The sequence below is a fragment of the Mesorhizobium sp. RIZ17 genome (assembly GCF_051127865.1).
Lineage (GTDB): Bacteria > Pseudomonadota > Alphaproteobacteria > Rhizobiales > Rhizobiaceae > Mesorhizobium > Mesorhizobium humile.
Window position 1 is genome coordinate 633,130 of record NZ_CP147861.1, and the last position, 25,966, is coordinate 659,095.

20 protein-coding genes and 1 tRNA gene are annotated in these 25,966 nt (G+C 64.4%); 11 read left to right on the forward strand and 10 right to left on the reverse strand.

All coding sequences use genetic code 11. The features are described 5' to 3' along the window. The first annotated feature begins 10 nt into the window (after window positions 1-10). Window positions 11-1,231 (forward strand): DUF459 domain-containing protein, encoded by a 1,221-nt coding sequence (locus WDX12_RS03120; protein ID WP_434723884.1) that lies wholly within the window; start codon window positions 11-13, stop codon window positions 1,229-1,231. Window positions 1,232-1,288: 57 nt separating this feature from the next. On the opposite strand, the gene WDX12_RS03125 is transcribed toward WDX12_RS03120, so the two are convergent. Together WDX12_RS03125 and gltB are read right to left on the reverse strand one after the other, a co-directional pair. After that, entirely contained in the window at window positions 1,289-2,743 is a 1,455-nt protein-coding gene (locus WDX12_RS03125; RefSeq protein WP_434723885.1) for a glutamate synthase subunit beta, read from the reverse strand. 197 nt (window positions 2,744-2,940) lie between these two features. Further along, the gene (gene gltB / locus WDX12_RS03130) at window positions 2,941-7,677 is read right to left on the reverse strand and encodes a glutamate synthase large subunit (protein ID WP_434723886.1); all 4,737 of its coding nucleotides are present in this window, start codon (window positions 7,675-7,677) and stop codon (window positions 2,941-2,943) included. Window positions 7,678-8,168: 491 nt separating this feature from the next. On the opposite strand from gltB, the gene WDX12_RS03135 reads away from it, so the two are divergent. Next, the gene (locus WDX12_RS03135) at window positions 8,169-9,218 is read left to right on the forward strand and encodes a threonine aldolase family protein (RefSeq protein ID WP_434723887.1); all 1,050 of its coding nucleotides are present in this window, start codon (window positions 8,169-8,171) and stop codon (window positions 9,216-9,218) included. Between the two features lie 10 nt (window positions 9,219-9,228). Next, window positions 9,229-10,122: an MBL fold metallo-hydrolase gene (locus WDX12_RS03140; protein ID WP_434723888.1), complete on the forward strand. Its 894-nt coding sequence runs from the start codon at window positions 9,229-9,231 to the stop codon at window positions 10,120-10,122. A 396-nt stretch (window positions 10,123-10,518) separates the two neighbouring features. On the opposite strand, the gene WDX12_RS03145 is transcribed toward WDX12_RS03140, so the two are convergent. Continuing rightward, window positions 10,519-11,271, reverse strand: a complete 753-nt coding sequence (locus WDX12_RS03145; RefSeq protein ID WP_434723889.1) for a sulfite exporter TauE/SafE family protein — start codon at window positions 11,269-11,271, stop codon at window positions 10,519-10,521. A 136-nt stretch (window positions 11,272-11,407) separates the two neighbouring features. After that, complete coding sequence (locus tag WDX12_RS03150; RefSeq protein ID WP_320293106.1) at window positions 11,408-11,875, reverse strand: Hsp20 family protein; 468 nt, start codon at window positions 11,873-11,875, stop codon at window positions 11,408-11,410. A 519-nt stretch (window positions 11,876-12,394) separates the two neighbouring features. Between WDX12_RS03150 and WDX12_RS03155 the strand changes: the two genes are divergently transcribed. Then, a complete protein-coding gene (locus WDX12_RS03155) occupies window positions 12,395-13,351 on the forward strand; it encodes an alpha/beta fold hydrolase (protein WP_434723890.1) in 957 nt (318 codons plus the stop codon). 45 nt (window positions 13,352-13,396) lie between these two features. On the opposite strand, the gene hisN is transcribed toward WDX12_RS03155, so the two are convergent. Beyond that, window positions 13,397-14,170, reverse strand: a complete 774-nt coding sequence (gene hisN, locus WDX12_RS03160; protein ID WP_434723891.1) for a histidinol-phosphatase — start codon at window positions 14,168-14,170, stop codon at window positions 13,397-13,399. Between the two features lie 354 nt (window positions 14,171-14,524). Beyond that, window positions 14,525-15,466 (reverse strand): N-formylglutamate amidohydrolase, encoded by a 942-nt coding sequence (locus WDX12_RS03165; RefSeq protein ID WP_434723892.1) that lies wholly within the window; start codon window positions 15,464-15,466, stop codon window positions 14,525-14,527. A 164-nt stretch (window positions 15,467-15,630) separates the two neighbouring features. Between WDX12_RS03165 and cpdR the strand changes: the two genes are divergently transcribed. Beyond that, the gene (gene cpdR, locus WDX12_RS03170; RefSeq protein WP_006199474.1) at window positions 15,631-15,993 is read left to right on the forward strand and encodes a cell cycle two-component system response regulator CpdR; all 363 of its coding nucleotides are present in this window, start codon (window positions 15,631-15,633) and stop codon (window positions 15,991-15,993) included. A 127-nt stretch (window positions 15,994-16,120) separates the two neighbouring features. After that, window positions 16,121-16,195 (forward strand) — tRNA-Val (locus WDX12_RS03175). Between the two features lie 61 nt (window positions 16,196-16,256). On the opposite strand, the gene WDX12_RS03180 is transcribed toward WDX12_RS03175, so the two are convergent. The 4 genes from WDX12_RS03180 to WDX12_RS03195 form a co-directional block, all read right to left on the reverse strand. After that, window positions 16,257-16,550 carry a DUF1330 domain-containing protein gene (locus WDX12_RS03180; protein ID WP_434723893.1) on the reverse strand — a complete coding sequence of 98 codons (294 nt, stop codon included), beginning with the start codon at window positions 16,548-16,550 and terminating at the stop codon, window positions 16,257-16,259. Between the two features lie 28 nt (window positions 16,551-16,578). Beyond that, entirely contained in the window at window positions 16,579-17,343 is a 765-nt protein-coding gene (locus WDX12_RS03185; RefSeq protein ID WP_320293101.1) for an SDR family NAD(P)-dependent oxidoreductase, read from the reverse strand. 209 nt (window positions 17,344-17,552) lie between these two features. Next, entirely contained in the window at window positions 17,553-18,521 is a 969-nt protein-coding gene (fcl, locus tag WDX12_RS03190; protein ID WP_434723894.1) for a GDP-L-fucose synthase, read from the reverse strand. A 98-nt stretch (window positions 18,522-18,619) separates the two neighbouring features. Further along, window positions 18,620-19,774, reverse strand: a complete 1,155-nt coding sequence (locus WDX12_RS03195; RefSeq protein ID WP_434723895.1) for a dihydrodipicolinate synthase family protein — start codon at window positions 19,772-19,774, stop codon at window positions 18,620-18,622. A gap of 242 nt (window positions 19,775-20,016) precedes the next feature. Here WDX12_RS03195 and WDX12_RS03200 point away from each other — a divergent pair, with 242 nt between their 5' ends. From WDX12_RS03200 to WDX12_RS03220, 5 genes are read left to right on the forward strand one after another with little or no spacing between them, the layout of a single operon-like run. Continuing rightward, window positions 20,017-21,060 carry a LacI family DNA-binding transcriptional regulator gene (locus WDX12_RS03200; RefSeq protein WP_434725767.1) on the forward strand — a complete coding sequence of 348 codons (1,044 nt, stop codon included), beginning with the start codon at window positions 20,017-20,019 and terminating at the stop codon, window positions 21,058-21,060. Continuing rightward, window positions 21,057-22,073: a Gfo/Idh/MocA family protein gene (locus WDX12_RS03205; protein WP_434723896.1), complete on the forward strand. Its 1,017-nt coding sequence runs from the start codon at window positions 21,057-21,059 to the stop codon at window positions 22,071-22,073. The genes WDX12_RS03200 and WDX12_RS03205 overlap by 4 nt, the downstream gene beginning before the upstream one ends. Window positions 22,074-22,120: 47 nt before the next feature. Beyond that, window positions 22,121-23,671 (forward strand): acyl CoA:acetate/3-ketoacid CoA transferase, encoded by a 1,551-nt coding sequence (locus WDX12_RS03210; protein WP_434725768.1) that lies wholly within the window; start codon window positions 22,121-22,123, stop codon window positions 23,669-23,671. Continuing rightward, a complete protein-coding gene (locus tag WDX12_RS03215) occupies window positions 23,664-24,440 on the forward strand; it encodes an enoyl-CoA hydratase/isomerase family protein (RefSeq protein WP_434723897.1) in 777 nt (258 codons plus the stop codon). Before WDX12_RS03210 ends, WDX12_RS03215 begins: the two co-directional genes overlap by 8 nt. A 10-nt stretch (window positions 24,441-24,450) precedes the next feature. Then, window positions 24,451-25,962: an aldehyde dehydrogenase family protein gene (locus WDX12_RS03220; RefSeq protein WP_434723898.1), complete on the forward strand. Its 1,512-nt coding sequence runs from the start codon at window positions 24,451-24,453 to the stop codon at window positions 25,960-25,962. Window positions 25,963-25,966 lie beyond the last annotated feature (4 nt).

Sequence of the window (25,966 nt, forward strand, 5' to 3'; positions counted from 1 at the left end):
GGAGAGGTGTTTGGTTTCGGTCGCGCGTATCAGGCAGGGCATTCGCCGGGCGCCGATCCTGATTCTGGCTCTCGCCGTGCTTGTCGTCACCGCGGCAGGCGCCTTCCATGCACCGGCATTCGCGCAGGAGGAAAGCCGCGGCTGGTCGCTGCGCGACCTTCTGTTCCCGCGTCGCAGCGAACGCGTCGAGCCACCGATCGAAATCCAGAAAGCAAGGCCGAAGCCGAAGAAGAAATCCAAGCCGCGTCCGCCGACGGAGCCGGAGACGCCGATCGTCGAGAAGACGAACGACGCCCGGACCGTCCTGGTGGTCGGCGATTTTCTGGCGAGCGGGCTGGCGGAGGGCCTGGACACGGCCTTTGCCGACAACCCTGCCGTCAGGATCGTTTCCCGCGCCAACGGCTCGTCCGGCTTCGTTCGTGACGATGTCTACAATTGGCCAGCCCAGATAAAATCGCTGATCGAAAGCGAAAAACCGGCGGCGGTGATCGTCATGCTGGGTTCCAACGACCGGCAGCAGATGAAGGTCGGCGACGTGCGCGAGCAGCCGCGCTCGGAGAACTGGACCAAGGAATATGAGCGCCGCACCGATGCGCTCGGCAAGGCTATACAGGACGCCAAGGTGCCATTCCTGTGGGTCGGCATGCCGGCTTTTGGTGTGTCGAAGATGAACTCCGACATGCTCGCCTTCAACGACATCTACCATTCGGTCGCTCAAAGCCATGGCGGCGAATTTGTCGACGTATGGGACGGCTTCGTCGATGAGAACGGCGCGTTCGTCACCTCCGGCCCGGACATCAACGGCCAGCCGGTTCGCCTGCGTTCCGACGACGGCATCAACGTCACCAAGGCCGGCAAGCGCAAACTCGCCTTCTACACGGAAAAGCCGTTGGCCAAGATCCTCGGCCTGGCGGCGCCGGGAAGCGTCACCACCGTGTCGGCGCCCGCCGGCGCTCCGGTCGAGGCGCCGAAGCCGGCCGCCGCACCCGTCATCGTCGACCGCACCGCGCCGATGCTGCTCGGCGACCCGTCGCTCGACGGTGGCACCGAACTGCTCGGCGCCGCGCAGCCAGCCAGAGCCGATCCGAACCTGCCGGGTGAAAAACTGGTCATCGAAGGCAAGGCGCCGGCCGCCTCGCCCGGCCGCGCCGACGATTTTTCCTGGCCGCCAAAGACCCAGCCGGCGACCGCGGCCGCTCAGCCGGATACGGCGACCGGGATCAATCGATAGCTGGTGGCAACCAAAACGCCTGCGGCAGGCCGCAGGCGTGGAATTTTCCAAACGGTCTTAGCGCGGCAGCACCGTCGATCCCATCAGCGCCTCGTCGATCGAGCGCGCCGCCTGGCGGCCCTCGCGAATCGCCCAGACCACCAGCGACTGGCCGCGGCGCACGTCGCCAGCGGCATAGAGCTTGTCGACGCTGGTCCTGTAGTCGCGGTCGTTGGCCTCGACATTGTTCGAGCGGCGGCTGTCGGTGACGACCTTGATCTCCCCGTCGAGCTCCTTCATCAGGCTGTCGCTCGCCGGGCCGGCGAAGCCGATGGCGATGAAGGCGAGATCGGCGCGGATGACGAACTCGGTGCCGGCGATCGGCTTGCGCCTGTCATCGACCTCGCAGCAGCGCACACCGGTCAGCTGGCCTTCCTCGCCGATGAACTCTAGCGTCGCCACCTGGAACTCGCGCTCGGCGCCCTCGGCCTGCGAGGAGGACGTGCGCATCTTGGTCGCCCAATAGGGCCATACCGAGAGCTTGTCTTCCTTCTCCGGCGGCTGCGGACGGATGTCGAGCTGGGTCACGCGCACCGCGCCCTGGCGAAAGGCGGTGCCGATGCAGTCGGACGCGGTATCGCCGCCGCCGACGACGACGACATGCTGGCCGCCGGCGATGATCGGGTGCGAGGGCCACGCCACCGACTGGATCGGCTCGCAGCCGACGCGGCGGTTCTGCTGCACCAGGTAAGGCATGGCGTCATAGACGCCGCTGAGGTCGCTGCCCGGAATGCCGGCCGGACGCGGGGTTTCCGAACCGCCGCAATAGAGCACGGCGTCGAATTCGGCGAGCAGGTCGGTCACCTTCATGTCGACGCCGACATTGACGCCGCAATGGAAGGTCACCCCCTCGCCCTGCATCTGCTCGATGCGCCGGTCGATATAGTGCTTCTCGATCTTGAAGTCCGGAATGCCGTAGCGCATCAGTCCGCCGGGACGGCTTTCGCGCTCATAGACATGCACGTCGTGGCCGGCGCGACCGAGCTGCTGCGCCGCCGCCATGCCGGCCGGACCGGAGCCGATGACGGCGACCCGCTTGCCGGTCTTCCGCTCCGGCGGATAGGGCCGGATATGGCCGGTTTCGTAGGCCTTGTCGGCGATCGCCTGCTCGACCGTCTTGATGGCGACCGGAATGTCCTCGAGGTTCAGCGTGCAGGCTTCCTCGCAAGGCGCCGGGCAGATGCGGCCGGTGAATTCCGGGAAATTGTTGGTCGAATGCAGGTTGCGGATCGCATTGTCCCAGTCGCCATTGTAGACGAGGTCGTTCCAATCGGGGATCTGGTTGTGGATCGGACAGCCGGTCGGCCCGTGGCAGAACGGAATGCCGCAATCCATGCAGCGCGCAGCCTGTTTCTCGACCTCCTTGTCCGACATTGGCAGCGTGAATTCGCGGAAATGCCGGATGCGGTCCGAGGCAGGCTGGTACTTGTGCACCTGCCGGTCGATCTCGAGAAAGCCTGTTACCTTGCCCATAGTCCAGTCCCTGCTGTCCGAAGGCACGCTTTTTGTCGCGCACCCGTTAACCCCTTAAGGCTGCCATGGCAACCGCACCTTGTTGGAGCATGACCTTCACCGAAAACCGGTTCCCACTTTTCGGGGTCATGCTCTCGGGGTCAGGATTGTTGGTGAGGATGCCGGCCGGGAAGTCGTCTTCCCGGCCATGCCAAAAACTATTCCGCCGCCACGCTCATGCGCATGCGTTCCATCTCGATCAGCGCGCGGCGGTATTCCACCGGCATGATTTTTCGGAATTTCGGCCTAAAATTCTGCCAGTCGTCGAGGATCTCGCGGCCGCGCACCGAACCGGTGAAATGCACGTGGTTCGAGATCAGCTGGTAGAGCCGTTCCTCGTCATGGCTGGTCATGTCGCCGGAGACGTCGACGCGGCCCTTGTGGTCGAGGTCGCCGCCGTGATGGAGCAGTTTTTCCATCAGGTCGTCCTCTTCCGGGACCGGCTCGAGTTCGACCATCGCCATGTTGCAGCGTTCGGCGAAATCGCCCTTCTCGTCCAGCACATAGGCGACGCCGCCCGACATGCCGGCGGCGAAGTTGCGCCCGGTCTTGCCGATGACGACGACGATGCCGCCGGTCATGTATTCGCAGCCGTGGTCGCCGACGCCTTCGACGACGGTGACGACGCCGGAGTTGCGCACCGCGAAGCGCTCGCCGGCGACGCCGGCGAAATAGGCCTCGCCCTCGGTGGCGCCATAGAGCACCGTGTTGCCGACGATGATCGATTCAGCCGCGACGATTCTAGCCTCTTCCGGCGGGCGGATGACGAGGCGGCCGCCCGACAGGCCCTTGCCGACATAGTCGTTGCCGGCGCCGACCAGATCGAAGGAAACGCCGCGCGCCAGGAAGGCGCCGAAGGACTGCCCCGCCGTGCCGGTGAGCTTGACGGTGATCGTATCGTCGCGCAGCCCCTTGTGCTTGAAGCGCTTGGCGACTTCGCCCGACAGCATGGCGCCGGCGGAGCGGTCGACATTGCGGATCGGCAGCTCGATGGTGACGGGCTGCTTGGCTTCGAGCGCCGGCTTGGCCAGCTCGATCAGCTTGCGGTCGAGCACGTCGTCGATCGGATGCTTCTGCCGCTCGGTCCAGTGCAGCGCCTCATGCGGCGCGTCCGGCTTGAAGAACATCTTCGAGAAGTCGAGCCCACGCGCCTTCCAGTGCTGGATGACGTCGCGCTTTTCCAGAAGATCGCTGTCGCCGATGATCTGGTCGAGATGGGTGTAGCCCATTTCGGCGAGCAGCGCCCGCACCTCTTCCGCCACGTAGAAGAAGAAGTTGATGACATGCTCGGGCGTGCCCTTGAAGCGCTTGCGCAGCACCGGGTCCTGCGTCGCCACGCCCACCGGGCAGGTGTTGAGGTGGCACTTGCGCATCATGATGCAGCCGGCCGCGATCAGCGGCGCGGTCGAGAAGCCGAACTCGTCGGCGCCGAGCAGCGCGCCGATGATGACGTCGCGCCCGGTGCGCAACCCGCCATCGACCTGCAGCGCGACGCGGGAGCGCAGGCCATTGAGCACCAGCGTCTGGTGCGTTTCGGCGAGGCCCATTTCCCACGGACTGCCGGCATGCTTGAGCGAGGTCAGCGGCGAAGCGCCGGTGCCGCCGTCATAGCCGGAGATGGTGATGTGGTCGGCGCGCGCCTTGGCGACACCCGCCGCGACCGTGCCGACGCCGACTTCCGACACCAGCTTGACCGAGACGTCGGCCGCCGGATTGACGTTCTTCAGGTCGTAGATCAGTTGCGCCAGATCCTCGATCGAATAGATGTCGTGATGCGGCGGCGGCGAGATCAGGCCGACGCCGGGCGTCGAGTGCCTGACCTTGGCGATGGTCGCATCGACCTTGTGCCCGGGCAGCTGACCGCCCTCGCCGGGCTTGGCGCCCTGCGCCACCTTGATCTGCATCATATCGGAATTGACGAGGTACTCCGCCGTAACGCCGAAGCGCCCCGAGGCGACCTGCTTGATCGCCGAGCGTTCCGGATTCTTGCCGCCGCCGGGCAGCGGCAGATAGCGGTCGGCCTCTTCGCCGCCCTCGCCGGTGTTGGACTTGCCGCCGATGGCGTTCATGGCGCGCGCCAGCGTGGTATGCGCCTCCCGCGAAATCGAGCCGAACGACATCGCCCCGGTCGAGAAACGCTTGACGATCTCGGCCGCCGGCATGACCTCGTCGATCGAAACCTTCTTGCGCCCCGTCTCGTCCGCCAGCTTGATCTTGAACAGGCCGCGAATGGTCTGGGCGCGCGCGGTCGCGCTGTCGATCTGCGCCGAATAGTCCTTGAACGTGTCCCACGAGCCCTGCCGCACCGCGTGCTGCAGGCTGGCCACCGCGTCGGGCGACCACATATGCGCCTCGCCGCGCATGCGGAACATGTATTCGCCGCCGACCTCGAGGTTGTTGCGCAGCACCGGATCGCTGCCGAAGGCATCGCTGTGGCGGCTGAGCGTCTCGGTGGCGATCTCGTCCAGGCCGACGCCTTCGATCAGCGTCGCGGTGCCAGTGAAATACTGCTGCACGAAGTCCGACTTCAGCCCGATGGCGTCGAAGATCTGCGCGCCGCAATAGGACTGGTAGGTCGAGATGCCCATCTTGGACATCACCTTGAGGATGCCCTTGCCGATCGACTTGATGTAGCGCGAGACCACCTCGTATTCGTCGACTTCTTCCGGCAGCTCGCCACGCTTGTGCATGTCGAGCAGCGTGTCGAAGGCGAGATAGGGGTTGATCGCCTCGGCGCCGTAGCCGGCCAGGCAGCAGAAGTGATGCACTTCGCGCGGCTCGCCGGATTCCACCACAAGCCCGACCGAGGTGCGCAGGCCCTTGCGGATCAGGTGATGGTGCACGGCGGCGGTGGCCAGCAGCGACGGAATGGCAATGCGGTCCGGCCCGACCTGGCGGTCGGACAGGATGATGATGTTATAGCCGCCGGCGACCGCCGCCTCGGCCCGCTCGCAGAGCCGGTCGATGGCGCCCTGCATGCCGGCCGCACCCTCGTTCGAGCCGTAGGTGATGTCGATCGTCTTGGTGTCGAACCGGTCCTCGGTATGGCCGATGGAGCGGATCTTCTCCAGATCGCCATTGGTCAGGATCGGCTGGCGCACTTCGAGCCGCTTGCGGCGCGACGTGCCGACCAGGTCGAAGATGTTCGGCCGCGGGCCGATGAACGACACCAGGCTCATCACCAGCTCCTCGCGGATCGGGTCGATCGGCGGGTTGGTGACCTGGGCGAAGTTCTGCTTGAAATAGGTGTAGAGCAGCTTCGACTTGTCCGACATCGCCGAGATCGGCGTGTCGGTGCCCATCGAGCCCACCGCTTCCTGGCCGGTGGTGGCCATCGGCGCCATCAGAAGCTTGGTGTCTTCCTGCGTGTAGCCGAAGGACTGCTGGCGATCGAGCAGGCTGACATCCTTGCGCAGCGCGCGCGGCTCGACCGGCTTCAGGTCTTCGAGGATGAGCTGCGTGTTGGCGAGCCAGGTCTTGTAGGGGTGCCTGGTCGCGATCTCCGACTTGATCTCCTCATCGGAGACGATGCGGCCCTTGGCGAGATCGATGAGCAGCATGCGGCCGGGCTGCAGCCGCCACTTCTGCACGATCTTTTCCTCCGGCACCGGCAGCACGCCGGCTTCCGAAGCCATGATGACGCGGTCGTCATCGGTGACGATGTAGCGAGCCGGGCGCAGGCCGTTGCGGTCGAGCGTCGCGCCGATCTGGCGACCATCGGTGAAAACCACCGCCGCCGGTCCGTCCCACGGCTCCATGAGCGCCGCGTGGTACTCGTAGAAAGCCTTGCGGTCGGCGTCCATGAGCTTGTTGCCGGCCCAGGCTTCCGGGATCAGCATCATCATGGCGTGGCTGAGCGAATAGCCGCCCTGGAACAGGAACTCGAGCGCATTGTCGAAGCACGCCGTGTCCGACTGTCCCTCATAGGAGATCGGCCAGAGCTTCGAGATGTTGTTGCCGAACAGCTCGGAATCGACCGAGGCCTGGCGCGCCGCCATCCAGTTGTTGTTGCCGCGCACGGTATTGATCTCGCCATTATGCGCGACCATGCGGTAGGGATGCGCCAGCTTCCACGACGGGAAGGTATTGGTCGAGAAGCGCTGGTGGACGAGGATCAGCGCCGTTTCGAAGCGCCTATCCTTGAGGTCCTTGTAATAGGCGCCGACCTGGTAGGCCAGGAACATGCCCTTGTAGACGACGGTGCGCGCCGACAGCGACACGCAATAGGCGCCGATGTCCTTGTTGTCGTTCTCGGCGTAGATGCGGCCCGAGATCACCTTGCGCAGCAGGTAAAGCCGCGCCTCGTACTCTTCGTCGTCCGGAATGTCGGCGGTGCGGCCGATGAACACCTGCCGATGGAACGGCTCCGACGCGACGATGCCCGGCGCCTTCGACAGCGACGAATTGTCGACCGGCACGTCGCGGAAACCGACGAGCGGCAGGCCTTCCGACTGCGCCGATTCGGCGATGATCTCTTCGATATGGGCGCGCAGCGCTGCGTCCTGTGGCATGAACCAGTGGCCGACGCCGTATTGGCCTGCCGGCGGCAGTTCGACGCCCTTGGCGGCCATTTCCTCGCGGAAGAAGCCGTCCGGGATCTGCACCAGCACGCCGGCGCCGTCGCCGACCAGCGGATCGGCGCCGACGGCGCCGCGATGGGTGAGGTTTTCCAGCATCGCCAGACCGTCCTCGACGATCTGGTGCGACTTCACGCCCTTCATGTTGGCGATGAAGCCGACGCCGCAGGCGTCATGCTCGTTGCGCGGATCATAGAGGCCCTGCGCTGCCATGCCGTTGGCAGTTCGCAGTTCTTTGGTCAGGACGGTATTTTTAACGGCTGTCGCTTTCGTCTGCGCGGCCTGGCCGTTGATCGCAGATAGCGTCAGTTCCGTCATCGTCCTATCCTCCGTTCTCCACCTTAGCCCCGACCGTTTCAGGGCGCTGGTTTGCCTCGGGAAGCGAGAATGCTTCCCCTTCATCCTGCTGCACGTCCTGCGAAATCCATCGAACCATACGGCTATACGCCCGGTTCGCATCCGGTATCGTACAGGCCAGAGCCGGGCCGTCTACCCGCCGCTCGCGACAATGGCCGGAATGGCAGCAATGATACGCCAGTCCAGCCTGTTTTGTGCGACAAAATAAGACAGCACTACTGTCCTAAATTTTTTATGGCAGAAATCCGGCGACCACACAAGACCGATTCACAAAAAACTTGGCGGCGCCGCGACACAAAATTTCGTGACAGGCGCCGCAAACGCAAGCTTTGGTCCGGGCCTTTCCGGACCTGCGGCTGGCTTCACCACTTTGCGAAGCGTTGGCCCTTGCGCTTCAACCGCCGAAGCAGTCAAGTCGCGCCGCTTTTGCCAACCATGACATGGACCTCTCGATGTTCTTTGCATCCGACAACTGGGCGGGCGTCCACCCCGACATTTCGGCCAACCTGTCGCGCCATGCCGCGGGCGTTTCGACAGCCTATGGCGACGGCGATCTGGACCGCGCCGTCTATCGCCGCTTCAGCGAGATCTTCGAGCGCGAGGTGCAGGTCTTCTTCGTCGCGACCGGTACGGCGGCTAACGCGCTTTCGATGGCCGCGTTGAACCGCATCGGCGGCATCGCGCTTTGCCATTCCGAAGCGCATATGAATGTCGACGAGTTCGGCGCGATGGGTTTCTACACCGGCGGCGCACGCATGGCGCCGGTGCCGGGACCGCTGGGGCGGATGAACCCGGAGGCTCTCGACCGGGCCATCAAGCGCTATTCGCAGGATCTGGCCCCTGCCGGCCAGCCGATGGCGGTCACCGTCACCCAGGCGACCGAGGTCGGCACGGTCTACAGCGCCGACGACGTCAAGGCCATCGCCGAGGTCAGCCGCCGCCACAAGCTGCCGCTGCACATGGACGGCGCGCGCTTCGCCAATGCGATTGCCGCGACCGGCGTCAGCCCGGCCGAAATGACCTGGAAGAGCGGCGTCGACCTGATCTCCTTCGGCGGCACCAAGAATGGCTGCTGGATGGCCGACGCGGTGGTGATCCTCAATCCGGATGTCGGCAAGGATTCGCGTCTGTTGCGCCAGCGCGCCGGGCAGACCTTCTCCAAGGCCCGCTTCATCTCGGCCCAGTTCGAGGCCTATTTCACCGACGAATTGTGGTTGAGGATGGCGGGCCACGCCAATCAGATGGCAGCACACCTGGCCGAAACGATCGAGGATGCGCCGGCCGGCAGGCTCGCCTGGCTGCCGCAGGCCAACGAGGTGTTCGCCATCCTCAGTCGTGCCACAGCGGAAAAGCTGCAAGCGGCCGGCGCCAAATTCTACGAATGGGGCGTGCCGCAGGGTTTTGACGGGCATCTCGGCGACGACGAAGCGATCTACCGCTTCGTCGCCAGCTTCGCGACCACGACGCAGGAGATCGACCGTCTCGGCCAGTTGCTCGCATGAGTCTATCGCCATGACCAAGCCTTCTCTCGGTTCGACGATGCGGCTGATCCATCCGGCGCCGAATCTGCTCGGCTTCTATGATGGCCGTGTCGATGGCGTTCGCATCTGGTCGCACGAGCCGAATTGGCTCGACGACGGCGCTTACACGCTCGGCATCTGCACCTATGCGATCGTCGATGGATCGCAGGCGCTCGTCTATGACACGCACATCTCCCTGCCCCATGCCCGCCTCATCCGGCGAACCCTTGAGGAGATGGGCGTGACCTCGATACGCGTCGTGCTCAGCCACTGGCATGACGACCATATCGCCGGCAACGAGGTGTTTAAGGATTGCGAGATCATCGCCAACCGCCTCACCGCCTCGGCACTCGAACGCGGCCGGGCCGACATCGAGGGCGGCAATCCACCGATCAAGCCACTGGTGCTGCCCAACAGGATTTTCGAGGACAGCCTTAGCCTGACGGTCGGAGAGATCGCGATCGAACTGCGCCAGGTCGAGATCCACAGCCATGACGGCACGGTGTTGCTGATGCCCAATACCGGCCTGCTTTTGGCAGGCGATACGCTGGAGGACTCCGTCACCTATGTGTCGGAACCGGAGCGTTTGAGCGAACATCTGATCGATCTCGAGCGCATGGCCGGCTGGCAGTTCGATCGGATCCTGCCCAACCATGGTTCCTTCGAGGCAATCGAAGCCGGCGGCTATGACAGAAGCTTCATCGCGGCGACCGAGGCCTATGTCCGAAAGCTGCTTGCCTGCCGGCAAGACCCCAACCTGGCGAAGCAGAATCTAAGGACCTTCGGCGCCGATATTTTCGCCACGACGGCGACGGAATATTTCGCGCCATACGAAGCCGTTCACCGGCAGAACGTCGAAGCTGTTCTTGCCACAAATAGCCAATAGGCTGCGTCGCAGCTAGTTCCTCAACACGGTGATTTTGAAAGATTGCAGGCTTGTCGGGCAAGGCCATCAACGTCCGTTTGGGGTAAGTCGGCGCAAACGCCGGCGATGAGCTGAAGGCTCCTGAACCTCGTCATTCCAGGGCGGAGCAAGGAGCGAAGCGACGCGCGCAGACCCTGGAATCCATGCCGTTACCTGGACCGAAGTGTGCAACGGTGCAGAATTCTGGACCGCCGCGGCGCTTCCAAGTCACGGCATGGATCCTCGGGTCTGCGCGCGTCGCTTCGCTCCTTGCTCCGCCCGTGGATGACGACCGCGATAGGCGTCTCGGCCAATCGCCAAGGCATGGGACCTGCCAATGCATACGAACCAATCGGTCAAAACTTCCGTGTCAAGGAACTAGGCGAGCAAAGGCCGCAGCAACAACTCGACGCCGAGCAGGATGAGAAAAATCAGGAACCAGCGGCGGAAAGTCGCCGGGCTGATTTTCCGGCGCAGCACCTGCCCCAGCCACATGCCGAGCAGGGCCGGCAGTACGGCAAGCGAGGACATCGCCAGATGTCCGGCCTCGAAAGCGCCATGCGAGGCAAGGCCCAGCGCCAGGGCGATCGTCGACACCGTGAAGGAAAGACCGAGCGCCTGGATCAGATCGTCCCGGCTCAAGCCCAGTGCCTGGATATAGGGGACGGCGGGCACCACGAAGACGCCGGTGCCGCCGGTGACAAGGCCAGTGAGGAACCCCACGACCGGCGACGACCAGCGCTCGGCAGGTGCCGGCACCGTCGGCTGCCGCGCGAGCAGGCTGTAGGCGGCATAGACGATCAATGCCGCGCCGAGGCCGGCGGTCGTCCATTTGACATTGTCGCTGGCGAGCAGCCGCGAGCCGGCGGTGGTGCCGATCAGGATGCCTGCCATCATCAGCCACAGCCGGCGCAGGATGGCGGAAAAACTCGGGCCGGCGAAAAGCTGCCAGACATTGGTGATGAAGGAGGGCACGATGAGCAGCGATGCCGCGGTCACCGGCGGCATCATGGTGCCGAGCAATCCCATGGCCAGCGTCGGCAGGCCCATACCGGTCACGCCCTTGACGATCCCAGCGAGCAGGAAAGTGATTGCAACGGTGGCTGTCAGCAGCAGGGAGAAATCGGACATCGCCCTTCATGGTCCGACGCCACATGCTTCAAAAGAGCCAGAGATGCTCGTTGCCGGTGGCACAATAAAAAAGCGGCGCCTCTCGGCGCCGCTTCCGTCTCGGGAGGGAGACGTCGTCCAGGGTGGAGCCGGCCGATTACGCGGCGGCTTTGGCCTCGATCTGCTTGGCCTTGTCCGAAGACTGGGTGATCGCGATCTTGCGTGGCTTCAGCTCCTCGGGAATGTTGCGCTTGAGGTCGACGAAGAGCAGGCCGTTCTTCAGCGTGGCGCCTTCGACCTCGACATGGTCGGCGAGCTGGAAGCGGCGCTCGAAAGCGCGCGAGGCGATGCCGCGATAGAGCAGCTCGGAACCCTCGCCATCGCCCTCTTCCTTGCGCTCGCCCTTGACGGTCAGCACGTTGCGGTGGGCTTCGATTGAAATCTCGTCTTCCGAGAAGCCGGCAACGGCCATCGAGATGCGATAGGCGTTCTCGCCGGTGCGCTCGATGTTATAGGGCGGATAGGTCTGCGCGGTCTCGGGCTGGCCGAGCGAATCGAGCATGGTAAACAGCCGGTCGAAGCCGACGGTCGAACGATAGAGCGGGGAAAAATCAACGTGACGCATGAGGTGTTCTCCTTTTGAGCAACATGGTTTGCGTGTGTGACCGGTGCGAAACCCTCGAAAGGCGTTCCGAATGGGCCAGCGGCCCCAACATCGGCGGCCACAACCTTCATTTGGGAAGCTCAAAAAGCCATTTCAAGGTTTTCTTCGCGGTCGCAATGCGGCCACGTTCATGAACGGCGGATGAACCGCTGTTTCGGCATCCGTTCAGCCTGATGCCGCTAAGGTTCGGTCAAGTTCGAGCAATTCCAGGAAAAGTGTGAAGCGGTTTTCCGTCCGGATTGCGTCAAGACAAAAAGATAAGCGGCGCCTTCCCCCGTGCCGCGACGAGGCCGAACCGGGTGCAACGTCCCTTCCTCCCGGATCGACAGAGGCCGGAAGTGCGCCGCAGGCACTTCCGGCCTTCCCATTTCAAGGCGGCCGCGTAAATCCTCGAAACGCCTTTGCTTTTGCCGCCTGGCCGTCTATCACCATGGCCGACGCCTCGCCCGTCCGGGCAAAGGTCAACCAACGACGCGCCGAATGACGGATCTTTTCCACCTGACCGAAGACAATCCCGCGCCGCAGAATGCCGCGGGCGGCTTCTTCACCACGCGTGACGGCAAGAAGATCCGCTACGGCGTCTTCGCCGCTGTCGCCCGTCCGCTGCAGGGCACGGTGGTTCTGCTGACCGGCCGCAACGAATGCATCGAGAAATATTTCGAGACCATTCGCGATCTCGCCGATCGCGGCTTCGGCGTCGCTGTGCTCGACTGGCGCGGCCAGGGCGATTCCAGCCGCCTGCTGCGCAACCGCCAGCGCGGCTATGTCCGCAGCTTCCGCGACTATACGCGCGACCTCGAGCAGTTCTTCGGGGAGATCGTGCTGCCTGACTGCCGCGGCCCCTATTACATCCTCGCCCACTCCACGGGCGCGGTGATTGCGCTGCTTGCCTCGCCGTCGATGGTCAATCGCGTGCGCCGCATGGTGCTGCTGACGCCCTTCCTCGCCGTGCCCGACCTGCCGGTTTCGATAAGCACGGTGCGCCGCATCTGCGCGGTCTTCTGCGCGCTGGGTCTTGGCTGGCTCTATGCCGCGCTCGGTCCGCGGCCGAAAGTGCCGCCGTCTTTCGAGCTGAACAAGGTGACCTCGGATCCCGCGCGCTATCGGCGCAATGTCGGCATCTACGAGGCCTGGCCGCATCTCGCGCTCGGCGGCCCGACGATCCGCTGGCTGAAGGCCGCCGCGGCGGCAGCGGAAGCCGTCAGCGATCCGGATTTCATGGCAAGGGTCAAGGTGCCGATGCTGATCGTCGCCGCCGGCGCCGACCGGGTGGTCTCGACCAGGGCGGTGGAGGCCTATGCCAGGAAACTGCGCGTCGGCTCGCTGTTGATGATCGACGGCGCCGAGCACGAAATCCTGCAGGAGAAGGACATCTATCGCGAGCAGCTCCTGGCCGCTTTCGACGCCTTCATTCCCGGCACCGGCGACGCTCCCTGATCGCGATCGAAATCCTGCGGCGGCCAGCCCTCGCCGCTGAGCGCATCAGCCGCGCAGCGCCGCCATCGCCGCAGCGTGAAGCTCGGGCGTCGCCGCCGCCACTATGTCGCCGCCCTTCTCCGCCGGTCCGCCTTCGAAAGTGGTGATGACGCCGCCGGCCTTCTCGATGATCGGGATCAGCGCAACGATGTCGTAGGGCTTCAGGCCCGGATCGGCGACGATGTCGATGCTGCCCGCCGCCAGCATGGCGAAGGCGTAGCAGTCGGTGCCGTAGCGGGCGAGTTGCACCTTTGTCTCGAACTGGTCGTAGCGCTTGCGCGCATCGCCCTTGAACAGGGCCGGCGTGGTCGTGAACAGCGTCGCTTGCGCAAGGTCGGTCGTCTTGCGGGTGGCGAGCCTGCGCGGGCCGCCCGGTCCTTCGTAGTGCGAACCGGACGCGTTGGCATAGAACAACTCGCCGGTGAACGGTTGCGACATCATGCCGGCGACCGCATCGCCATCAACGGTCAGCCCGACCAGCGTTCCCCACACCGGCACGCCGGAAATGAAGGCGCGGGTGCCGTCGATCGGATCGATCACCCAGACATGCCGGCTGGTCAGGTTCTGGCTGCCATGCTCCTCGCCGAGGATGCCGTGGTCGGGGTATTCGGCGGAAATCAGCGCCCTGATCGCGCGCTCGGCCTCGCGATCGGCCTCCGTCACCGGATCGAAGCTTCCCGCCTCCTTGTTGGCGACCGCCCCCTGGCTGCGGAAGCGCGGCAAGGTTTCGGCGGCGGCGGCATGTGCGATGCGCCGCATGAAATCGGTGCTGATATCCAAGTCGCTCTCCCCATCGCGGCCTTTGCCGGCCGCTCTTTCTTGCGAACAGGCGCCGAAGACCGGTCAGACGCCCGTCTTCTGTTGCCCGAATGTCACATTTGAGCCGCCGAAGCGGAATTTCCACATCATATTGAATTAAAAAAGCCTGCTGTCGATTGACATTTGTGCGGCGCACAATAATTTTGTCATCGGACAGGTTTTCCTGTCCATGCCCTCCTTGGGCGTTTCCTCCCTAGACTTCGACCGTGTCGTGAAAACGATGCGGTCTTTTTTTCGAGCAATTCCAGGAAAAGTGTGAGGCGGTTTTCCGTCCGGAATTGCGTTTACAAAGAACTCGGCGCGCCGACCGCGCCGTCATTCCGCCGCCAGCGGCAAATCGACGAAATGATGGTCGGGCATCGACATCAGGTCGGCCGAAAAACGGGTCAGGTCGCGGGCCAAGGCGTCGAAGCCGGCCGATTTCTGGAACGTCCGCTCGTCCATGTAAAGCCCGCGATTGACCTCGATTTGCAGCGCATGCAGATGCCGTGCCGGTCTGCCGTAATGCTCGGTGATGAAGCCGCCGGCATAGGGCTTGTTGTGCGCGACCGTGTAGCCCATGCCGACAAGCAGGCTGATCGCCATTTCGGTCAGCGCCGGCGAGGCCGAGATGCCGAACCGGTCGCCGATGATGAAGTCGGGCCGCACGCCATTGTCGCCGACGCGTATGCTGGCCGGCATCGAGTGGCAGTCGATCAGCACGGCATAGCCGAACCTGGCATGCGTCCTTGTCAGGAGCCGCTTCAGCGTCTCGTGATAGGGCTTGTACACCGCTTCGATGCGTCCCACCGCCTCGGCCAGCGGCAGCCGCCCCGGATAGATATCGAGCCCCTCGCCGACCAGCTTCGGCACCGTGCCGAGCCCGCCGGCGACGCGCGCCGAGCGGATGTTGCAGAAGGACGGCACCGGCTCCGCGAACATGCGCGGATCGAGTTCCCACGGCTCACGGTTGACGTCGAGATAAGCGCGCGGAAAGTTCGCCGTCAGCAGCGGTGCGCCGAGCGGCACTGCGCCGCCGAAAAGCTCCTCGACATAGCAGTCCTCCGACCGGCGGATGGCATTGCGGTCGAGCCGCGCCATGGCCAGGAACCGGTCCGGATAGTGGCGGCCGCTATGCGGTGAGTTGAACAGGAAAGGGACGCGCTGTTCGGCGCCCGATCGGATTTCGAAGGGTGGAACGACCGAAAAATCCTCGGCTGCCGTCTTCAATTTGTACGAACCAGGATGAAGCACTGCGTCATGACGTAAAACTGCCACCTTGCGCCTGGCATGTCCAGCATTTCAGGCGGCGAAACCGCGCCCTAAACCGCATGTCGCATGCCCTTCATTCACTTGATGTTTACCGGCTCCATCTCATATACAGGATGGTTAACGGCCTTGCCCGGCGGCAGGCTTGGGGCGGGTGATTCGGACGGGACATGATGGCACGCATTCTGCTGGCGGAAGACGATGACGATATGCGCCGCTTCCTCGTCAAGGCGCTGGAACGCGCCGGCTACCAGGTAAGCGATTTCGACAATGGCGCCAGCGCCTATGAGCGGCTGCGCGAGGAGCCGTTCTCGCTGCTTTTGACCGACATTGTCATGCCGGAAATGGACGGCATAGAGCTCGCCCGCCGCGCCACCGAGATCGACCCGGACCTCAAGGTGATGTTCATCACCGGTTTTGCCGCGGTCGCGCTCAATCCTGATTCCAAGGCACCCAAGGACGCCAAGGTGCTGTCGAAGCCCTTCCATCTGCGCGATCTCGTCAACGAGGTCGAGAAGATGCTGCAGGCCGCCTGAGCCGTCCTTAGGGTGCATCCAGGCCTGCGTCGGCAAGCACTTCGCCGATGCGACAAACGGAAGCCGTCTTTCCACATTCCCGCTATTGACGCGCCGGATCAAAAGTGGTGTATGCGCGGCGTCGGATGGGCGTGTAGCTCAGCGGGAGAGCACTGCATTGACATTGCAGGGGTCACAAGTTCAATCCTTGTCACGCCCACCATCCTTTCAATAACTCAGCCACTTGGTTTGGCATCGCCCCCGGGCAGCACCGTTTAAAGCTGCTACCCGAGATCCCCTTCGAACATCACGAGCACGCGATTCGACGCCTTGAGCGCGAAGCGCATGGCTTCCTCATAGGCCGGGTCGGCATAGCAGGCCTTGGCGACCTCCAGCGAGGGAAATTCCACCAGGACCATGCGCTTGGCATCGCGCGCCTCGACGAGCAGAGGCGGTTGCTTCGTCGTGTTGGCGCGTGCCTGGTACTTTTCGCCGATCGGCTTCCAAAGCCGGCCATATTCGGCCTGCGCTTCCTGGTCCGAGATTTCGGTTCCGACGATGAGCCAGTATCCCTTCACGCTGAAGCGCTCCCTGATGATTGCAGGCCTACACCATGAACTCGCCGCCGTTGATGTGCAACAAATGGCCGGTGACGAACTTGCCCATATCCGATGCGAGATAGAGGCAGGCATTGGCGACGTCCTCGGCTGTCCCCAGCGCCCTTAGCGGCACGGTCGCCTTAACATGCTCGTAGGTTTCCGCGAGGTTGGGGTACCACGCAGCGTTCCTGTCGGTGTCCAGCCATCCGGGGGCAATGCTGTTGGCGGTCACCCCGTCCGGCCCGCATTCCAGCGCCACGGCCTTCGCCAGCCCGTGCATGCCGTGCTTGGCGGCAACGACATGCGCCCTGTTTGCCAGCGGGAAAAGCGCATCTGTGCCGGCCATGTAAAGCAGGCGCCCATACTTCCTTCTGCGCATGTGCGGCAGCACCGCCTGGGTTAGGATGAATGCCGACCCAAGGTTGGTGTTGATCACTTTCTGCCAGTCCTGAACGGTAATCTCCTCGATGCGCTGATGCGGTCTTATCCCCACGCAGGATACCGCGATGTCGACGCCGCCGAGCTCCGCGGCTGCCCTCTCGACCAGAGCGTTCATGGCGATCTCGTCGGTGCCGTCGCAGATAGATGCCAGCGCCTCGACACCGAGGGATCGAGCCTCGTCCGCGACGGCCTCGATCTTGGCCGCGTCGCTGCCGCCAGTTATGACGATGTGCGCCCCGGCTCGAGCGAACGCCAGGGCGGCGGCCTTGCCGATGTTTTGACCGGCCGCTGTGATGACCGCCACCCGCCCCTTCAAGCCGGAAACTTCCATATGCTCACCTGTAGTCACAGTCGCGTTGACGGATCGCGTCCTTTTCGGACCGATCATTTTGCAAGATGAGAACCAAAGCCGAGGCTCCGCGGAGAAGCAAGCCGAAGCGATAGCCAAGCGTGTCGGCAAGCGACTTCGCATTGACCATGGCCAGAAGGCGGCCGCCCAGACCGTCGTCCCTTGTCGCCGCTATGAGCTTCGATCGGGGATCATGCCGAGCCAAGACGGATGTCGCCCTTCTCGACATGTTCGAGGAACCAGGCATAGGTCTGCTTCAGTCCGTCGCGCAGCGCGTATTTCGGCCGCCAGCCGGTCGCGAACAGGCGCGACACATCCATCAGCTTGCGCGGCGTGCCGTCCGGCTTCGTCGGATCGAACACGATCGTGGCGCCGGCGCCGACGACCGATACGACGGCGCCGGCAAGCTCGGCGATGGTGACGTCCTCGCCGCTCCCGACATTGACGTGGCCGTCGCCGGAATAATTCTTCAAAAGCCAGACAAAGGCATCGGCCGCGTCGTCGACATGCAGGAACTCCCGCATCGGACGGCCCGATCCCCACACCTGCAGGGTCTTTTGACCGGTGAGCTTCGCCTCATGCGCCTTGCGCATCAGCGCCGGCACGACATGGCTGCTGTCGAGGTCGAAATTGTCGCCCGGACCGTAGAGATTGGTCGGCATGGCCGAGATGTAGTTGACGCCATATTGCCGCCGGTAGGCCTGGCAAAGTTTCAAGCCGGCTATCTTGGCGACGGCGTACCATTCGTTGGTGGGTTCGAGCGGGCCGGTGAGCAGCGCGTCTTCCGGGATCGGCTGCGGCGCGAGCTTTGGGTAGATGCAGGACGAGCCCAGGAACAGGAGCTTCCGCACCCCGCTGCGGAAGGCAGCCTCGATGACGTTGGTCTGCACGACGAGGTTTTCGTAAAGGAAATCCACCGGGAAGCTGTTGTTGGCCAGGATGCCGCCGACCTTGGCGGCCGCCATGATCACCGCGTCCGGCCGCCGGTCCTCCATCCAGCGGCGCACGCCGGCCTGGTCGAGAAGGTCGAGCTCGCTTCGCGCCACCGTCACGATCTCGCAATTCTCGCCCGCCAGGCGGCGCACCAGCGCCGAGCCGACCATGCCGCGATGGCCGGCGACGAAAATGCGCTTTCCCTTGAGATCGAAGGTCTGATCCATCCGGCAGCCTCCGCCATTGCCGTATTCGTCCGCGCCCGTTTTCGGCAAGCGAATACGATTTACCGGCGGAACGCAAATCCCCCGCGCGGGGGATGACCTCAGATGCCGGCCATCGCCAGCAGGGTCTTCATCCTGGCGACGGCCAGCTCGGGGTCGGCCAGCAGACCGGCCTGGTCGGAGAGGCGGAAGACATCCGCGTAATGGCATATGCCGCGCGCCGACTGCATGCCGCCCACCATGGTGAAGTGGTTCTGATTTCCGTTCAGCCAGGCCATGAACACGATGCCCGCCTTGTAGTATTCCGTCGGCGCCTCGAAGATCTTGCGCGACAGCGGCACTGTCGGCGTCATCAGCACGTCGTAGCCGGCCCTGTTGCCTTCCGCCAGTTTCGCCAGTGCGGCGTTCGCCACGGGGGCGATGGCGTCGAAGATGCCGAGCAGCGCGTGCGAGTGTTTCCTGCCGTCGCCGGCGATCAGCTCGGGGTAGTTGAAGTCGTCGCCGGTGAACATCATCACCCCGTCGGGCAGTCGGTCGCGCAGCAGCACCTCCTTCTCCGCATCGAGCAGCGATATCTTGATGCCTTCGACCTTGTCGGCGTGCCGCTCGATGATGGCCACGACCGTGTCCAGCGCCGCGCCGAAATCGTTGCTGCCCCAGTAGCCCTTGAGCGCCGGATCGAACATGTCGCCCAGCCAGTGCAGGATGACCTTGCCCGATGCCTGGGAGAGCATCCGGTCATAGACGCGGGCATAATCGTCGGGACCTTTTGCCACCGCCGCCAGCGCGCGGCTCGCCATCATGATCGCCTTGCCACCCTCGCCTTCGATGAAGGCGAATTGTTCTTCATAGGCGCGGATGACGTCGTCGAGCGTCTTGGCCGCAGCCGGCGTCAGGTGATCGGTCCCAGCTCCCGATGCGAGGTCGGCGCCCGGCACCGTTTTAGCCTCCGCGATCGAACGCCGGATCAGTTCCTTCGCGCTCGCCCAGTCGAAACCCATGCCGCGCTGGGACGTATCCATGGCCTCGGCGATGCGGAAGCCGAGCCGCCAAAGATGGTGGCGGAACGCCATCGTCCTGTCCCAGTCGACCGCCGGCCGCGACCACGGATTGGTCATGGCGATGGGGTCGGCAACGACATGGGCGGCGGCATAGGCGACGCGCGAAAAACGCGCGCCCTTGATCGCTTCGACTGGTTTGCCGACGAGCCGGTAGCTGACCCGGTCGCCGTTTGCCGCAGGCAAGATGATGTCCATGGAACTCTCCGTTGCGGTCGCTATAAATGGAACGTTCCAATAAATCAAGAAGCTTTATGATCCAAGGCGCCCAAGCCGACCGAGCATAACGTCTCCATCCAGCAGCCCTTGCATTCATTGGGGTTTTGAACCGCTTCAATCAATTTTTCGAATCTCCGCCGGAATCACGATTGACTCTGATTTGGATCAATGATTAGAACGTTCCAATAGATTAGCTCAGAAAATTGGAGGGTATGACGAGGATGGCCAGCCGGGCCAAGGCGACGATCCTGGACATCGCCCGCGAGGCCGGCGTGTCCAAATCGACGGTATCGCTCGTGCTACAGGGCAGCGGGCTGATCCGGCCTGAAACCGCGGTCAAGGTGCGCAAGGCGATCGAGGATGTCGGCTATGTCTACAACCGCGGCGCCGCCAATCTGCGCAAGGCCCATTCCAACGTCATCGGCATGGTGATCAACGATCTCACCAACCCGTTCTTCGCCGAGCTTGCCGTCGGCATGGAACGCGTCTTCCAGGCGGCAGGCATCGTGCCCTTCATCGCCAACACGGCCGAGAACCCGGTGCGCCAGGAAGAGGTGCTGAAGTCGCTGATGGAGCAGGGCGTGGCTGGCCTCATCGTCTCGCCGGCGCGCGGCACCACGCCGGGCGCCTTCCGCCGCATCGAGACGGCCGGCGTGCCGATCGTCTTTGCCATGCGCCGCCTGCCCGACAGCCGCATCCCGGTGATCGCGCCGGACAATCATCGCGGCGCGGTGCTTGCCACCGAGCATCTGATCCGCAGGGGCCATCGCCGCCTGGCCTTCTTCGGCGGCTCATCCGACCTCGTCGTCTATCACGAGCGCCTGGGCGGTTTCCTCGAAGCCTGCAAGACGCTTGGCATCCCGGCCTCCGATCGGCTGATCGTCGAGGGCGAGACCAGCCGCAAGGGCGGCATGGCTTGCCTGGAGACGGCGCTTGCCGCGGCCGAACCGCCGACGGCCGCACTCTGCTTCAACGACGCGGTCGCCTTCGGCGTCATGCTGGCGCTGCGCCGGCGCAATCTGGAAGCGGGAGTGGACTTTGCCGTCGTCGGCTTCGACGACGTCACCGAGGCCGAGCACTATAGTCCGGCGCTGACCAGCGTTGCCGTCGACACAGCGGGCCTCGGCGAGCGCGCGGCCCATGTCATGCTGAAGATGATCCAGTCTCGCACCACGCGCGCCGAGGACCATACCGGCGCCGTCAGCCTGGTCGTGCGGGAAAGCTGCGGACCGGACCGCAACAGCCAAGTGGGAGACGCGGCATGAGCGTGCGATGGGGACTGATCGGCGCCAGCACGATCGCCAGACAATTCATGATCGATGCCATCCGCGCGCAGGCCGATGGCGAGGTCGCTGCCGTGATGAGCTCGAATTCCGAGCGCGCGAAAGCCTATGCCCGCGAGAACGGCATTCCGGCCGCCGTCTCGACCCTCGATGCGCTGCTCGGCGCCGATATCGACGCCGTCTACATCTCGACCACCAATGAATTGCACCTCGAACAGGGGCTTGCCGCGATCAAGGCGGGCAAGCATGTGCTGTGCGAAAAGCCGCTGGCGCTGACCAGCGCCGATGCAAGGAAGATGGTCGCCGCGGCGAAAGCGGCCCGCATCGTCTTCGGCACCAATCATCATTTGCGCAATGCCGGCGCCCACCGTGCCATGCGCGAGGCGATTGCCGCCGGCCGCATCGGCAAGCCGGTCGCGGCGCGCGTCTTCCACTCGGTCTTCCTGCCGGAGAACCTTCAGGGCTGGCGCATCACCAGGCCGGAAGCCGGCGGCGGCGTGGTGCTCGATATCACCGTGCACGATGCCGACACGCTGCGCTTCGTGCTCGGCGACGATCCGGTCGAGATCTCGGCCTTCTCGCAGTCGGCCGGCATGGCCGGCGGCGGGCTGGAGGACGGCGCCATGTGCATCTGGCGCTTCAAGTCCGGCGTCATTGCGCAGTCGCATGAGGGGTTCACGACGAAATTCGCCGGCACCGGCTTCGAGGTGCACGGATCGGAAGGCTCGCTGATCGCCACCGATGTGATGACGCAAAAGCCGGTCGGCTCTGTGCTGCTGCGCACCGCGAGCGGGGAAGAAGAATTGAGCTTCGACCGCGAGGATCTCTACACCCGTTCGCTGCGTCAGTTCCATGCCGCGATCCGCGGCAAAGGCCAGCCCTCCGCCACCGGCGAGGACGGCATCTGGTCGCTGGCCTCTGCCGAGGCGGCTTTGCAGTCGGCGAAGACCGGCAAGACTGTTTCAATCGATCCGAAACTCGGGAGCGGAAATTGAGCAAGGTCGTTTCCGCGGCGCATGCCGCCAGCCTGATCAAGGACGGCATGGTCGTCTCGGTGTCGTCGTCGAGCGGCCTCGGCTGCCCGGACGCCGTGCTTGCCGCGATTGGCGAGCGTTTCGACACCCAAGGCCATCCGAAGGCGATCACCACGCTGCATCCGATCGCCGCCGGCGACATGTACGGCATCAAGGGCATCGACCATCTCGCCAAGCCGGGACTGTTGAAGCGCACGCTCTGCGGCTCCTACCCGTCCGGCCCCTCCTCCGCCGAGCCGCCACGGATCTGGAAGATGATCGGCGACAATTCCGTCGCCGCCTACAACGTGCCTTCGGGCATCCTGTTCGACATGCATCGCGAGGCCGCCGCCAAGCGGCCGGGCGTGCTGACCAAGGTCGGCCTCGACACCTTCGCCGACCCGCGCCACCAGGGCTGTGCCATGAACGCGGCGGCCAGTGAGCCGATCGTTTCGGTACAGCAGTTCGACGGCGAGGAATGGCTCTATTTCCGCGCCATCGTGCCGAACATCTCGATCATCCGCGCCACCACGGCCGACGAGCGCGGCAACCTGACCTATGAGCACGAAGGCGCCTATCTCGGCGGCCTGGAGCAGGCGCTGGCGGCCCGCAACAATGGCGGCATCGTCATCGCGCAGGTGAAGCGCGTCGTCGAGAACGGCACGCTGAAGCCGCATGACGTGCGCGTTCCGGGCGTCCTGGTCGACCATATCGTGGTGGCGCCCGACCAATTGCAGACGACGCAGACACCTTATGACCCGGCGATCTCGGGCGAGATCTTCCGGCCGCTGTCGAGCTTCCGCACGCCGGAGATGAACGTCCAGAAGGTCATCGCGCGCCGCGTCGCCATGGAATTGCGCGACGGCATGGCCGTCAACATCGGGTTCGGCATCTCCGCCAACGTGCCGCGCATCCTTCTCGAGGAAGGCCAGCACGGCAAGGTCACCTGGGTGATCGAGCAGGGCGCGGTCGGTGGCGTGCCGCTGCTCGACTTCAAGTTCGGCTGCGCCTCGAACGCCGAGGCGATCATGCCCTCGCCACACCAGTTCATCTACTTCCAGGCCGGCGGCTTCGACGCCTCGCTGCTCTCCTTCCTGCAGATCGACCGCCATGGCTCGGTCAACGTGTCGAAGCTTTCGGCGCGGTCGCATGTGACGGCCGGCGCGGGCGGCTTCGTCGACATCACGTCGCGGGCGAAGAAGATCGTCTTCTCCGGCTTCTTCAATGCCGGCGCCAAGCTCTCGCTGGCGAACGGCGCCATCCGCATCGACCAGGAAGGCAAGGTCAAGAAGGTGGTCGAGGAGGTCGAGCACATCTCCTTCTCGGGAAAACGCGCTGTCGCCCAGGGACAGGACATCACCTATGTCACCGAGCGCTGCGTGATGAAGCTGACGCCGGACGGGCTAATGGTGACGGAGCTCGCGCCCGGCATCGACCTCGAACGTGACGTGCTGGCGCAGGCAGAGATCCCGCTTGGCGTCGCCAACGACCTCAAGATCACGCATGCGTCGCTTTACCAGGACCGGCCGATCGGCCTGTCGCTCAACGGCGGCGCCTCGCTTGGAGGCGCGCATGGCTGAGCGTCTCGTCGCTTTCGAAAAGGACGGCGCCATCGGCGTCGTCACATTGCGCCGGCCGGAGAAATTCAACGCGCTCGACATCCCGATGCTGCGCGCGCTGGAGACAGCGCTCGACGAGGCGGAGCTGACCGAGGGCGTCCGCGTCGTGCTTCTCCGCGGCGAAGGCAAGGGCTTTTGCGCCGGCGGTGACGTCGAGGCCTGGGGTGCGATGAGCGCCGCCGATTTCCAGGTGCAATGGGTGCGCTACGGCCATCGCGTCTTCGACCGACTGGCCCGGCTCAGACAACCAACCATCGCCGTGCTGTCCGGTCATGCTTTGGGCGGCGGACTGGAACTGGCCGCAGCCTGTGATTTCCGCGTCGCCGAAACCCAGGTGAAGCTCGGCTTCCCCGAAACCTCGATCGGCGTCGTGCCTGGATGGTCTGGCACGCAGCGCGCCGTGCGCCGCTTCGGCGCGCAAATCGTGCGACGCATGGCGCTGGGTGGCGAGATTTTCCTGGCGACAGACGCGCTTGCTCTCGGCGCTGTCGACCGCGTCGTCGAGACCGGCAAGGCGTTCGACGAGGCCAAGGCCTGGGCTGAAAAGATCGCTGAGCGCGGCCCGCTGGCGACCGAGGCCGCCAAGTTGATGATCGGCGTTGCCGAGGGCGAGGAAAACGCCGCCGCGACGGAGGCGCTGGCCAGCGGCTTCATAGCGCTCACGGCCGACCTCAAAGCCGGCGTCGGCGCCTTCAAGGCCAAGCAGAAGCCGGCCTTTTCGAGATCCTAGAGAAGAAACGATGAACGCACCGCTCAACATCTCCATGCCGGTCGAGGCGTCCCAGGCACCGAAGGCCTACAAGCTTTTGATCGACGGCAAGCATGTCGACGCCCGCGACGGCCGTAGCATCGAGCGCGCCAGCCCCGGCCACGGTTTTGTCGTCTCGCGCTATGCCCAGGCGAGCGCTGCGGAAGTGGAAGCCGCGGTGCAGGCCGCGCACAGGGCTTTCGAGATCGGTCCATGGCCGCGCATGAAGGCGTCGGAACGCGCGGCGGTTCTGCTGAAGGCCGCCGACCTGATCGAGACCCGGCTGGAAGAGATCGCGCGCCTCGACGCGCTGGAATCCGGCAAGCCGATCGCCCAGGCGCGCGGCGAGATCGGCGGCGCGGCGGACATCTGGCGCTATGCCGCTTCGCTTGCCCGTACGCTGCACGGCGAAAGTTACGCCAATCTGGGCGACGATATGCTCGGCGTCGTGCTGCGCGAGCCGATCGGCGTCGTCTCGATCATCACGCCGTGGAATTTCCCCTTCCTGATCGTCAGCCAGAAACTGCCTTTCGCGCTCGCCGCGGGCTGCACGGCGGTGGTGAAGCCGAGCGAGATGACGTCGGCCTCGACCTTCGTGCTCGGCGACATCCTGCTCGAGGCTGGATTGCCGGCCGGCGTCGTCAACATCCTCGCCGGCTTCGGCGCCGATGTCGGCGCGCCGATGGTCAGCCATCCGCTGGTCGAGATGGTCTCCTTCACCGGCTCGACCCGTGTCGGCAAGACGACCATGGCCGCCGCTTCCGATTCCTTGAAGAAGGTCTCGATGGAACTCGGCGGCAAGAACGGCCAGATCGTCTTTCCCGACGCCGACCTCGAGGCGGCGGCGGATGCCGCGGTGTTCGGCGGCTTCTTCAACGCCGGCGAATGCTGCAATGCCGGCAGCCGCCTGATCGTGCATGAGGCGATCGCCGACGACTTCCTCAACGCGGTCAAGGCGCTGTCCCGGAAGGTCCGCGTCGGCGATCCGCTCGACGATCGCACCAAGGTCGGCGCGATGATCTCGGCCGACCATATGGAAAAGGTAGCCGGCTATGTGACGGCGGCGGAAACAGACGGCGGCAACGTTTTCGCCGGCGGCGCCAGGCTTGCCTCCAATGCCGGCCAATATCTCGATCCGACCATCATCCGCAACGTCACCGAGGATATGGCGATCGCGCGCGAGGAAGTGTTCGGGCCGGTGCTGTCCGTGCTCACTTTTGAAACGATTGAAAAGGCATTGCGCATTGCCAACAACACGCCCTATGGTCTGTCTGCAGGGGTATGGAGCGCCGGCGTCGACACGTGCATGTCGGTGGCGCGCGGTGTGCGTTCGGGGACGGTTTGGGTGAATACGTTCATGGAAGGTTATCCCGAACTGCCCTTCGGCGGCTACAAGCAGTCCGGTCTGGGACGTGAACTCGGCAAACGCGCCGTCGAGGATTATACCGAGGAAAAGACAATCCAGTTTCATCGCGGCCGGCGCACCGGTTGGTGGGTCGGCTGAGTTG